Raw genomic sequence first — 13000 nt, forward strand, 5'->3', positions numbered from 1 at the left:
GGCACTTCGTATTCCATTGACTACCTTGAAACCATCTTTTACGAAGTCAAACAGTCATCAGGAGATGTCGTGCACGGTATCTATGGCAATTTTGTCCTGGAAATGGCCATTATTTTCGGTGGCGCATCTTTATTAGGTACTTTGTTTGTCTGGCTACGACAACCCATTATTCTTGCCTATATTGCACTTGGCCTTATCACTGGCCCTGACTGCCTGAAACTGTTTGCAGATCCAGGTCATATCGAAGCCATATCCCATACGGGTATCATTCTGCTCATGTTTCTCCTGGGCCTGCACCTGCACCCAAGGAACTTATGGCAACTCCTTCAACAAACGGCTGCAGTGACACTGCTGGCTGTTGTGGTCACTACTACACTGGTCACTTTATGTTTAGTCGTAATCTTCCAGTGTGATATCACAGAAGCTATCATCTCAGGTGTTGCCCTTTCATTTTCCAGTACGGTGATCAGCCTGAAACTGATACCAACCACCACATTGCACCACAAGCGTACTGGTGAAGTGATGATTAGCATTCTTTTATTCGAAGATATTCTGGCAATTTTAGCGATACTCTTAATTTACAGCGATGAAACAGGCCTATCCTGGCAGACGGGGTTGTTACCCTTAAAAACAGGATTATTTGCGATTTGCGCCTGGTGGGTTGTCCGATTCATTGCACTGCCTTTATTCAAGAAATTCGACACCATTTCCGAGTATATTTTCCTGATTTCCCTGGGATGGTGTTTTACTGCTGCAGAAACGGCAAAAGTGATTGGACTGTCGTATGAGATAGGGGCTTTTTTTGCTGGCGTAGCGATCGCAACATCACCGGTATCCCTGTTCATTGCTGAAGGATTAAAACCGCTCAGAGAGTTTTTTCTAATACTTTTCTTTTTTTCGATTGGTGCACAATTTGATATTCTGGAAGCCGGTCACCTGCTTGTGCCAATATTCATTATTGCGGCCATCATTCTGATCGGCAAACCCTGGATATTCAAATTCCTGCTCAGGCTGATTAGCAAAGCAACGAAGGCCAATGCCATGGAAATGGGATTAAGACTGGGCCAAAGCAGCGAATTTTCATTACTACTGGCATACGGAGCCGTATCCGCAGGAAAACTCTCACATGACGCCGCCATGATTATCGAAACAGCAGCGATTATCACATTTATACTCTCTACCTACCTGGTCGTGTTTCGACTACCAACACCGATTTCACCGGCCAAAACACTCAGGCAGGATTAAAACCGACAACCCTCATCAATCGCTTTCAGTCGGCTCACGTTTTAGCAGAACCTCTGTTTCTTCCTGACCATTACTGATTATCAAAGCATTGGCATCCCCTGCAAACTCCATCATCGCCTCCAGAAACCCTATGGCAACTTTTACAACCTCTTCACCGGAATCCAAAGCCATCGCCTGCCTAAGGTTTTCTACAACACTTTCCCGATCATCAATGTGGTAAGTTGTCATCCCTGCTCCCTCCACGTCATTGGCATAATGTTAAGCATATGCCACTTTACAGGTTTTACCTTTTATACCCGACAATAAAAAAGGATCAGCCATTCAGCTGACCCTTTCCCTTATCAAACCTGAACCAATTAACCCGCTGCAGTCTGGGATTTAAGCTCCATTTCTTCACGCGCTTTATTGACCAACAGTTCAGGCCGCAATACAAAGCGGGCCAGAGCAGGCATCAGCCAGATCGCACCAATCATGTTCCATACAAACATGAAGGTCAGTAGCATTCCCATATCCGCCTGGAACTTGATGGGAGAGAAAATCCAGGTTCCCACACCAATAGCCAGTGTAATACCAGTGAATATGACTGCCTTACCCGTTGTCCGCAGGGTCATGTAATAGGCCTGCTGGAGTGGCATGCCCTGACGCAGGAACCCTTCAAGCCGTGTGTAGATATAGATACCGTAGTCCACACCAATGCCGACACCGAGCGCGATGACCGGCAGTGTAGCCACCTTGATACCAATACCCAGCTGCGCCATCAGCGCCTGGCAAAGCAGCGACGTCAAGGCCAAGGGCACAACAATACAGATCAGCGCCCGGAAAGAACGGAAGGTTACCAGGCACAGAATACTGACCACACCATACACAAACACCAGCATCTGGTTCTGGGCATAGGCGATCACCTCGTTGGTCGCCGCTTCAACACCGGCATTACCGGTTGCCATCAGGAAGGTCAGACCATCCCGGTTATTTTCTGCAGCAAAGGCTTCCGTGGCCTGTACCACACGCTCAAGGGTTTCCGCCTTATGGTCTTCAAGGAAGATCAGCACCGGCGCGAGACTGCAGTCCTTGTTATAGAGCTGCTGGGCAGTCTGGTTGCTGATCGCGTTATTCAGTACGTACTGATTACGAGACAGGGCCTGCCACTTGGGATTCCCCTCATTCAGCCCTTTTATCACTTGCTTGGCCACCGTCACCATGGACACGGCATCCTGCACGCCATCGACATTTTTCATATGCCACATGTAGCGATCCAGGGCATCCATGAATTCATAGGATGAACACTGCTCAGCATCGGTTTCCACCATGGTGATGAAAGTATCCGCACTGGTGGAGTAATTTTCAGTAATAAACTTGTTATCGAGGTTATAACGAGAATCTGCCCGAAGCTCAGGTGCACCCGGATCAAGATCACCGATTTTCAGATCCTGGCTGAAATAATAGCTGGCGCCAAAACCTGCCATTGCCAGCACTACAGACAGGGGCGCCACCACCGGATGCGCAAAATAGGACATGACACGCCAGGTGACAGCCTCTTTTTTCTCCGTCACCTTCAGTCGATTACTTGCCCGCTTACTGACACCAATGTAAGACATCAGCACTGGCAACAACACCAGGTTTGTCAGGATGATCACCGCAACACCGATACTGGCGGCGATCGCCAGGTCACGAATGACACTGATTTCAATCACCAGCAACGTCAGGAAACCGATAGCATCGGAAACCAGCGCCAGCATACCGGGAATATACAGGGCACGGAATGTACGACGCGAAGCATCCAGCGGACTCGCATCATGCGCAGCTTCAATACCGATATTATTGATAATCTGCACACCATGGCTCACACCAATGGCAAACACCAGGAACGGCACCAGTATGGAATACAGGTCAATGCCAAAGCCCATGGCGGTTAACAGCCCCAGTTGCCAGACCACCGCCACCAGGGAACAGAACACCGCCACCAGCGTACTCTTCAGGCAACGTGAATAAGCCAGGAGCAGGACAAGCGTGATCGCAATCGCCAGCAGGAAGAATATCTTGATGGCGTCAACGCCTTCGAACAGGTCACCCAGAATCTTCGCAAATCCAATGATATGGAGATCAACACCCCTGACAGAATACTTGGTGCGCAACTCCTCAAGCTTCAGGGACAGCACTTTGTAATCTAACTTCTCCCCCGTTTCAGGGTTGAATTCCAGTAGTGGAAATTCAATGATGCTGGACTGGAAATTATTGGCAACCAGGCTGCCAACCTGGCCCGAGCGCAGAATGTTGACCCGCAACGCATTGAGACTTTCACGGGAACCGTCATAGGTCTGCGGAATCACCGGACCGCCTTCAAAGCCGTCCTCGGTCACTTCCAGCCAGCGCACATTGGCCGTCCAAAGTGATTTCAACGCCGCACGGTCGACTCCGGGCAGATAGAACACATCATCGGTCAGACGTTTCAGGCTCTCCATATAGCCTGCATCAAAGATGTCCCCGTCCCTGGCCTCGACAGAGATTCTCAGCGAGTTACCGCCACTGCCGAGCTCATCCCGTCGCTCCATCCAGTTTTGAATGAAGGGGTGCTTGAGCGGAATCATTTTCTCGAAGCTGGCGTCAATACGGTATTGCGTCGCCTGCCAGCCGAAAACAACGGTTGTCAGCAGGAAGAAAGCCAGGAAAAAGAGCCTGTTGTTAAAAAACAGGCGCTCCAGAACAGGTTCAGTATTCAGGTGATGACTGGACATTCAGGAAACCCCGTTTTTATTGCTCTGAAAGTGTCGCGACAGGTTGCTTGCCTACCGGCATGCGATGAACGCCGGTTTCCCCCACAACCACCAGGCTGTTATCCGGCGCCTCGGAGGCAGACAGCAATGTTGCACGGTCACTGCGGGTATGCACCTGGGACTCAGGATCGCTCATCTCAAACAGGGTTCCGGAATTGCCGACAATCACCTGGCCATTACCATCGATATGCACCGCGCCAAACAGGGTCTGGTCCGTACCGGTATCGACCTCAACCCAGGTGTTACCGGCATCGGTTGTTTTAAACGCATTACCCCGAAGACCAAAAACAACCGCCGACTCAGGATCGCTACTGGGAATAATGCCAAAGAAAGAGCCTTCATAAGGGCTGTCGAGCAGTTCCCAGGTATCACCCTCATCGACAGAACGATAAAGCAGGCCTGCTTCACCGGCGAGCAGCAGGGTGCCATTATGCGTACGGCTGATGGCGTTGTAGTGGAACTCTTCCTCGTTCTCAATCATGTCAAACCAGTCTTCCCAGCTTTCACCACCATCTTCCGTACGGACGATGTAGCCATAGGCGCCTACGGCGAAACCGGTTTGGTCATCGATCATCATGATGTCCAGCAGGGGGACTTCCGCACCGAGGTCATCATAGACCTTCGTCCAGCTGTCACCTCCATCAATGCTTTTGAGGATTACAGCGTCATGGCCCACAGCGAAACCGGTGCTGGCCGTCGGAAAGTCCACCGCTGTCAGCATTTGCCGACTCGGCACACTGACCTGGTTCCAGTCAAAACCGTTATTGTCGGAAACCAGGATATGGCCCCGGTCACCAACGGCGACCAGCCGCTGACTGTCACCGGCGCGGGTGATATCCAGTAACAGGGAGGAAGCCGCCTTGTCAGATAACACGGCATGATCACTGCCCTGCGGCTCAGCCTCAGCCGCCAAGGCCGGAAACAGGTGAAGAGAAGACGCCAGAGCAACTGCTGCGGATATCCCCTTCAGGGCTTTGCCAGTTAAAGCCCGGGACCCCGAAGGCCCTTTGGTGAAGAGTCCATGCATACTCATCCCCCGGAAACAGATGATTGAATTATTCTTAGACTGTGTTTTTTATCGCTGTATTCAGTCACGACGCGCCCGATTATACGCACAAATCAGAAAATGATAAGCGCATACCGAAATCACACATCCCGTTCACTGCAGCAAAAAAGCCACTGTTTCCAGTGGCTTTTTTGTATTTCGCCACCGTATCAGCGACGACCTCTCCGCCTCAGCGACGAGGGTTTAAAGTAGCGATCGTTGGGTATCGCCTGGGCGAAGTCCAGGAACAGGCTTTCCTCGTTGCCCAGCCCCTGCACATGATAGCGGCGCGCCTGAAGGTCATGGAACACGTCCAGCGCCGTCCAGGTCGTCGGCAGGTCATAGAAGTTCATCAGGTAACCGATGCTGACCCGCCACAACTCACCACGACCATCATACTGGTCAACAAGGGCCGCACCCCAGCTGTCTTCATCAAGATAAAGTACACGCTTGGAGTAGATATGACGCTTACCCTTCTTCAACGTGCCTTCGACTTCCCAGACACGGTGGAGTTCATAGCGCGTATGTTCAGGATTTACGTGACCCGCCATCAATACATCGTCGTACTTCAGCTCAGGACTGATCAGGTTGAAGTTGTTGTATGGGATATAGATCTCTTTTTTGCCCTTCAGCTCCCACTCGTAGCGATCCGGCGCACCATTGTAGAGATCCGTATCATCCGCAGTACGGAGACCGTCGGCCGCGGCAATCGGCGTATCGTAAGCCAGGTTGGGCGCCCGGCGAACACGACGCTGACCGGCATTGTAACCCCAGGCCTTTCGCGGCTCTTCAACCTGGTCCAGTGTTTCGTGAACCAGCACTGCGCCACCCGCCAGACGGGCCGGCGCCTTGGCGAACGACAGGTAGTAGAACAGGATATTATCCAGTTCAGCTTCAGATTTCGCCGGATTGTTATAGTTGAAATACACTTCCTGCTGCGAAGTCACCAGGGAGTAATCACCGTTACGCTGTACGGCGACTTCAGACGCACGGCGAACCAGGTATTCCCCCCGGTAACGCACAATATGGTTCCAGAGTGCTTCCAGGCCATTCTGGGGAATCGGGAACGGATAGGCGTCAAAGGCGCCCTTGAAACCGTTGCCGCCTTTCAGTAGCTCAGCGTTAGTCGCCGCTTTCCGGGTGTTTTCATAAATCCGCTCAGGAAACCGGGCGTTACGACGCGTCTGGTAGATCGGCATACTGAACGTTTTCGGGTAGGTTTCAAACAGCTTGATCTGTCCCGGTGTCAGGTTGTCCCGGTACTGATCCAGGTTTTCCGCGGTAATGGTAAACAGCGGCTTATCATCCGGATACGGGTTGGGCTGATGCTGCCCGGGATTCTTGTAACTTGCAGGTATTTCAGCATCGGCAATGGGTTTCCAGGCAGGAATCGTACCCGCCTTGTTGCCTGCCATTTCAGCACCCAGCGGCGTCAGACTTTTACCCAGTTCCGCCGCCTGTTCCGGTGTGACCTTGGCGACTGCCTGGCCTGCCACCAGCAGCGCGGTGGCCAGGCCGGTCAGGAGGAGTTTTGACTTCATACTTTAATCCGTCGTTTATTATCGTGTGCTCCGGCCGGATCACCCGATCCGACCGGCACCTTTTTTAGCAAGGATTAGAAGGAGTACTTCACGTTGATGCCGATATTGTCACGATCACGTACAGAGCTGGTGCTTGGACCAGTGAACTCAGTGTACTGAACACCCACTTCCAGGTTATTCAGGTAAACCGCATCCATACCGATTGTCATGGCGTTGCTACCTTCCAGGAAGTTACCGGTACGGTGAGAGTTACCCTTTACATCCTGACTCCAGCGAACATAAGGATTCAGGTTGACGCCTGCATAGACATCATTCCAGGTACCGGCCAGAACCGCGCTATAACCCCAGGCATTGCGGCTGATCTGGTCGTCTTCATCACAGGTGCCTTCTTCAAAAGATGCGTAATCGCAATCACCACGACCAGCAAACTTTCTGACATTACCTTCGAAATCTGTATAGCTAAGGCTGGAGCCCCTCAGATGCTCAGAGGCAACTTCAACAACACCAAACAAAGAGTCAAAGGTCAGCATTGGGCCAAAATTATGAATGGCCAGGAGTGACAGATTCCATGATTCAACCCGCTCATAGTTATCCAGGGTACCACCCAGGGCAACCTGCTGACCGGCTATTGTTGCCTCCCCACCCGCAGCAATCGTACCGGCCTGACTTAACAGATCACTGATCAGGTCATCCGTTGCAGAGATATTGACCGGCATATTAGGACGGTAGGCAAGTTCACCTGACAAAGAGGTATTACCAAACGTTGTACTGAAGCTGAAGCCGTACATCTGAATATCTTCAACATACTTCCGGTTAGCTTCTACCTTGTCAGCCATATCAAATACGAGAGCTGCGCTTGTCGCACCGGTAACAGCTGTCGTCAGAGCATCAGAATACGATTGAGCAAGTGTCGGATTCAATGCGGGGTTATCAATAACGGCTTGTAACTGGGCAAGAGTGACACCCGCGACATCAGCAACCTGTTGTTGGACACCAGGTGTAACGACTATCTGAGCATCAGCCTGGATTGTCGCCAGATCAGGTGCATAATCCGGATCAATACTTGCGTGAATGAGAGGTTCCTTGTTGTGATAATTCACAAAATAGAAACCAAACTCGGTATCATTGAGCTCCTCGGCAACGTAACGGAACGAGACACCCCACTGGCCATCGTCATCGGCATTGATATCACTGCCAATACTTGCAACCTTGAAAGCGTCATTCTGCACATAGTCAGATGAAACATTGCCCAGCTGTGTCATACCCTGGAAGACGGGAACCCCTCCAAGCAATTCATTGGGAACTTCGTTATAAGCGGTATTCCCACCTTCTGCGAACAAGTCTGTTTCCGAGAAATAGGAACCAACAGGATCAATTTGCGTCCTACGGAAATTAAACTGGTAGAACGCGTCCATAGACAGGTTTTCAGTCAAACCAAGGCTAACAGCCAGGGCTTCCACTGGCACCAGCGCTTCTTTTAACTCAGAACCTGGAAGCCGGAATTTTGCCGCATCCAGCGGGTTGGTCGTATTGATACCATTCCGATAAAACAGCCCTTCCCCCCAGCTGAACACCTGCTTGCCAAAACGGACATCCAGGGGCATATCACCGATATCCCAGCTGCCGTACACATAAGCATCCAGTATTTCCGCGTTTCTGCCTGAAATATCTTTGGATTCGTTGATAAAACGGTTATCAGGTCTGGAACCTTGCATACCCGCCTGGCTTGGCTGCGATGGATGCCAACTTTCCTGACCGTAGTTATTACTTCCCCAGAACTCCGTATCATAAAAAGCCGTGCCACGTACAAAAGCACCGTAATTTTCATAATTCAGGGAGAGGTCAGTCGTAATTTTATAAACCTGGGACACCAGACCGGTATCAAAGTTACGATTACCATCGTTACCGTTAATACCATCGTTATTGCGATCCTGCCCCTGCACACGCCACATTGCGCCATAAGACAACGTGGTATCAACAGACCCGGTCACTTCACCATCCATCAGCTCAAACTCGATAGCGTGAACAGGTGCTACCGCAAGGATACTGGCCAGGGTGAAACCGGCGGCGGCCGGTGCGAGTCGTATCGGTGTCGGCAGTGTGTTCTGCTTCTTCTTCATTATCGTGATAACTCCGTGGATTGTGACGGGGCGCCCCAGAGCCCCTTTATTTTTGTCAGGCTTCGCCTTTGCCCACTTTTCTTGACCAGCCCCTTACCGGATGCTGACATTTCCCCCGCAGGCGGGCATGAGAATGACAGGCGGCGCACGGAAAATCAACCACCGAACGCTCTGGCATCTGCCTGAAGCCACTTTCAGGGCGGTTTAAGCAAATTTAATACCAGCGTGCCTTTTTGCACCGTAAGCAAGATGTCAATAGGGCAAGAAAATAAAAGATGATTAAATATCGCGGCAAGCAATCCCAACTGATTTTTCTAACCGCGGTTTAAGGCTCGGTCGCCTGTTCTGTATTGCTTGCTGAAATTTGCAGGTTTCATGGGTAGGTCGGTTTCCGAAGGAAGCCGACGTCGTCTGCCGGTAGAGCGTAGCTCGCAAGCGAACCGACCTACGTCAACAAAGCAAACCTGGTCGTCTTTATAGCCAGTCTTCCAGACCGCTGGCAGTTATAACGTCATTAGAGCAAGCGATTGGTATTACCCATTGAGACAGGAACAAAAAAACGGAATTGACGACAGGCACCCGTCAATTCCGTTTTTTTTGAGAGGAAATCAGTTACCCGGTAACACTTCTCAATGGCCGGGTAACAGTTTTAATGATCCAGTAACAAAAAATGTTACGCCAGGGATTTACTGACCACCTCAAAGACATCCCTGGACAACTCATTGGCCTGGATACGCTCAAGCGCCGCTTTCATCAGTGCACCGCGCTGTTCGTCGTAACGACGCCAGCGCGTCAGCGGCGTCAGCATACGGGCGGCAATCTGGGGGTTTTGCTTATCGAGGCGAATAATATTGTCCGCCAGGAATGCGTACCCTTCACCTGACAGGTCATGGAAACATTTCAGGTTACGCATACAGAAGGCGCCGATCAGCGACCGCAGCTTGTTCGGGTTGCGATAATCAAAGACCGGATGCTCCATCAACTGTTTCACACGCTCCAGCGAACCCATCCGCGCCCCGGAAACCTGCACAGACAACCACATATCCATCACATTGGCATCATTCTTCCACTGCTCATGGAAAGACGACAGCAATGCGTCTGCCTTTTCCGGTGCAGATCGATGCGCGCCATTCACGACACAGGACAACGCCGCCATCTGGTCAGTCATATTGGTGGCATTATTGAACTGGGTTTCCGCCAATGCCAACATTGCCGGAGAGTCCAGCTCCGTGAGATAACCCAGGCAGATATTCTTCAACTGTCGTTCGGCAATATCTTCCGCTTCCGGCTTGTACGGCTTTTCAACGGCCAGCCCACGATAGACCGACTGAAGCGGTTCACTCAGGCTCTTCGCCAGCTCTGCCCGGACAAACTCCCGCGCCTCATGGATCGCATAGACATCAATAACCGCCATTTGTTCAGACAGCCACTGCTCAGACGGCAACGACAGCATTTCCGCCACCATGGCCTTATCGGCCGTTTCGTCTTCCAGCAGTTCGCGCCATGCCTCTATCAACCGTGAGTCCAGCGACAGGGGTTTTGCCGCCTGAATATCGCGCACGAGATCAAGAATGGTCTCGGTCGCCAGTCGCTGACAGCTGTCCCAGCGGTTGAACCCGTCCTCATCATGACGCATCAGGAACAGCAGATCTTCACGACTGTAGTCGTAGTTCAGCCTGACCGGCGCAGAGAATCCCCGCAGCAGCGACGGCAGGGGCTTTTCTGCCATATTCTCGAAAACAAACTGCTGGCTGGCTTCGCGCACTTCCAGCACCATTGTCGTTTCACCCTTATCACCCACTGGCAGGTTGACACCCGCTGGTGATAGCAGACCGATCGCCAGCGGAATATGGAACGGCTCTTTCTCGTCCTGCCCCGGCGTTGCCGGACAGCTCTGGGTGACCTCCAGCACGTAACGCTTGTTGTCAGCGTCATAACTGTCGGTGACATCCAGCACCGGTGTACCGGCCTGGGTATACCAGCGCATGAACTGGCCCAGGTCGATACCATTGGCATCTTCCATGGCACGGACAAAATCCTCACAGGTCACCGCCTGGCCATCATGCCGTTCGAAGTAGAGATCGCTCCCTTTCCGGAATCCCTCCTTACCCACCAGGTTATGAATCATCCGGACAATTTCCGCCCCTTTCTCATATACCGTCAGCGTGTAGAAGTTGGAAATCTCAATAAACGACGATGGTCGAACCGGGTGCGCCATGGGGCCGGCATCTTCGGCAAACTGGGCGCTGCGCAGGTGATTGACATCCTCAATCCGCTTCACGGTACGGGAATTCATGTCTGCGGAGAATTCAGAATCCCGGAAGACCGTAAACCCTTCCTTCAGGCTGAGCTGGAACCAGTCCCGACAGGTGACCCGGTTGCCAGACCAGTTATGGAAATATTCATGGGCAACAATCGCCTCAATCCGCTGGAAGGCGTTGTCGGTTGCGGTATCCGGACGTGCGAGTACGCAGGAGGAATTGAAGATATTCAATCCCTTGTTCTCCATCGCGCCCATATTGAAATAATCGACGGCGACGATCATGAAGATATCGAGGTCATATTCACGACCATAGACTTCTTCATCCCAGCGCATGGATTTTTTCAGGGAACGCATCGCATGGTCGCACTTGGTAATATTGTGCGACTCGGTAAAGATTTGCAGGGTAACATCGCGGCCACTCCGGGTCGTGAAGGTATCCTCCACGGACACGAGATTGCCCGCCACCAGTGCAAAAAGATAAGCTGGCTTTTTGAACGGATCTTCCCACACTTTCCAGTGGCGGCCATCCTCCGTTTCACCCTGCTCAATGCAGTTACCATTGGACAAGAGCACCGGGTAGTTCGCTTTATCGGCGGTGATCCGGGTCGTGAACAGCGACATCACATCAGGCCGGTCCAGGTACCAGGTAATACGACGAAATCCTTCTGCCTCACACTGGGTGCAGTACATGCCGCCGGACTTGTATAACCCTTCCATCGACGTGTTGTCCTGCGGCGCCAGCACCGAGACAATCTCGGTCTCAAAGTGATCACTGCTTACGGGCAGGGTCAGGGTTTCCGACGTCAACGTGTACTGCTCTGACGTCAGCTCGACACCATCCATTTTCACCTGATCCAGCTTCATATCCGCATTGCCATGCAGTACCAGCGCTGGCAGCTGACTACTGTGCCGGTCTTTATTCAACCGGAACTGCAGGCGGGCCGTGACCCGGGTTTCGTGTTCGCCCAGGTCAAACGACAGATCGGTTTTGTCGATCCAGTAATCGGGTGCCTGGTAATCCTTGAGATAGATCGCGCCGGGTTGTGCGTCTTTCATCGTATGCTCCTTGTTGTCATGGCCTCTCTCTTTCAGACAGACCAATGGACGGCTTGTTCCTTAGATCAATCATTCCCTGTGAAACGTGAGACTTCTGGTCTCAATTGGCCACGGAAACGTCCACCTGGTAGGCGGTAAATTTCCGGATATTGATCACTCCGGTATCCAGTAAGAGGTATTGTCCCTTGATACCCTGCAGCACCCCTTCGACCAGTGGTGTCTTGTCCAGGTTAAAGGAGGTCACCTTGACCGGGTATTGCTGAACAGGGTAACTGAAGCGGTAGCTCTGTGCATCCAGCACCGGCTGGATGGCTTGGACGCCGTGCTCCTGCTGCATTGCCGCGATATCATCACCAAAACGGTCAAACAGGGCGTCACGCTCAGTGGCCAAGTCCATTTCGGGAACCTGCCCCTTCACCATCGCGCGCCAGTTGGTACGGTCCTTCACGGCCGAGCGAAACAAATCTTCCACCAGGCCGGACAATCGACGGGTTGCGACCCGGAAAATCGGCAGCGCCTCGACAGCGCCCTGGTCAATCCAGCGCACCGGCACCTGGCTCAGGCGGGTAATGCCGACCTTGATGCCGGATGAATTCGCCAGATAAACCACATGATCGGTCATGCAGTGGCGCTCACCCCATTCAGGCTCACGACAGGTGCCCGCATCATAGTGGCATTTTTCGGGACTCATGATACAGCTGTCACAGGCGGCCAGCTTGCGGAAACAGGGATAGCAGAATCCCTGGTTAAAGCTTTTCTTGGTCTTCCGGCCACAATGGACGCAATGAATAGCGCCCGCATAATGGATCGAGAGCTTTTCACCGATCAATGCATTGAGTGGCAATAAATCCTCACCCACCGGCAGCTGGTAGTGCACCACACCATCCACCAGCTCACCGCGCATTTTCCTGAGCGCCCCCGAAAGGACTTTGGCGCCGGTTATTACCTGTTCTGTCAAC

The 13000-nt window shown here is 52.1% G+C and carries 8 protein-coding genes; 1 reads left to right on the top strand and 7 read right to left on the bottom strand.

The window, feature by feature from the left end; translation table 11 throughout:
* Positions 1 to 69: 69 nt before the first annotated feature.
* Positions 70 to 1245 (top strand): cation:proton antiporter domain-containing protein, encoded by a 1176-nt coding sequence (locus AC27K1_RS03570; protein ID WP_487148354.1) that lies wholly within the window; start codon positions 70 to 72, stop codon positions 1243 to 1245.
* Between the two features lie 15 nt (positions 1246 to 1260).
* Here AC27K1_RS03570 and AC27K1_RS03575 read toward each other — a convergent pair whose 3' ends face one another.
* The 7 genes from AC27K1_RS03575 to AC27K1_RS03605 form a co-directional block, all read right to left on the bottom strand.
* Positions 1261 to 1473, bottom strand: coding sequence for a hypothetical protein (locus tag AC27K1_RS03575; protein ID WP_487148356.1), 213 nt, complete (start codon positions 1471 to 1473; stop codon positions 1261 to 1263).
* Positions 1474 to 1601: 128 nt separating this feature from the next.
* Positions 1602 to 3977, bottom strand: coding sequence for an efflux RND transporter permease subunit (locus tag AC27K1_RS03580; RefSeq protein ID WP_487148358.1), 2376 nt, complete (start codon positions 3975 to 3977; stop codon positions 1602 to 1604).
* A gap of 16 nt (positions 3978 to 3993) precedes the next feature.
* A complete protein-coding gene (locus AC27K1_RS03585; protein ID WP_487148359.1) occupies positions 3994 to 5043 on the bottom strand; it encodes a WD40/YVTN/BNR-like repeat-containing protein in 1050 nt (349 codons plus the stop codon).
* 188 nt (positions 5044 to 5231) lie between these two features.
* On the bottom strand, positions 5232 to 6602 hold the full coding sequence (locus AC27K1_RS03590; RefSeq protein ID WP_487148361.1) for a DUF1329 domain-containing protein: 1371 nt from the start codon (positions 6600 to 6602) through the stop codon (positions 5232 to 5234).
* Positions 6603 to 6676: 74 nt separating this feature from the next.
* Complete coding sequence (locus tag AC27K1_RS03595; RefSeq protein WP_487148362.1) at positions 6677 to 8722, bottom strand: DUF1302 domain-containing protein; 2046 nt, start codon at positions 8720 to 8722, stop codon at positions 6677 to 6679.
* Between the two features lie 673 nt (positions 8723 to 9395).
* Positions 9396 to 12041, bottom strand: a complete 2646-nt coding sequence (gene pepN, locus AC27K1_RS03600) for an aminopeptidase N (protein ID WP_487148364.1) — start codon at positions 12039 to 12041, stop codon at positions 9396 to 9398.
* Positions 12042 to 12141: 100 nt separating this feature from the next.
* Positions 12142 to 12999: a DUF2797 domain-containing protein gene (locus AC27K1_RS03605; protein WP_487148366.1), complete on the bottom strand. Its 858-nt coding sequence runs from the start codon at positions 12997 to 12999 to the stop codon at positions 12142 to 12144.
* Position 13000 lies beyond the last annotated feature (1 nt).

It is taken from the genome of Kistimonas ophiarachnellae (assembly GCF_057552235.1).

Bases quoted from the DNA above. Each gene is read 5' to 3' on its own strand.
- pepN (WP_487148364.1), bottom strand. From the start codon at position 12,041: ATGAAAGACGCACAACCCGGCGCGATCTATCTCAAGGATTACCAGGCA.
- AC27K1_RS03585 (WP_487148359.1), bottom strand. From the start codon at position 5,043: ATGCATGGACTCTTCACCAAAGGGCCTTCGGGGTCCCGGGCTTTAACT.
- AC27K1_RS03580 (WP_487148358.1), bottom strand. From the start codon at position 3,977: ATGTCCAGTCATCACCTGAATACTGAACCTGTTCTGGAGCGCCTGTTT.
- AC27K1_RS03590 (WP_487148361.1), bottom strand. From the start codon at position 6,602: ATGAAGTCAAAACTCCTCCTGACCGGCCTGGCCACCGCGCTGCTGGTG.
- AC27K1_RS03595 (WP_487148362.1), bottom strand. From the start codon at position 8,722: ATGAAGAAGAAGCAGAACACACTGCCGACACCGATACGACTCGCACCG.
- AC27K1_RS03575 (WP_487148356.1), bottom strand. From the start codon at position 1,473: ATGACAACTTACCACATTGATGATCGGGAAAGTGTTGTAGAAAACCTT.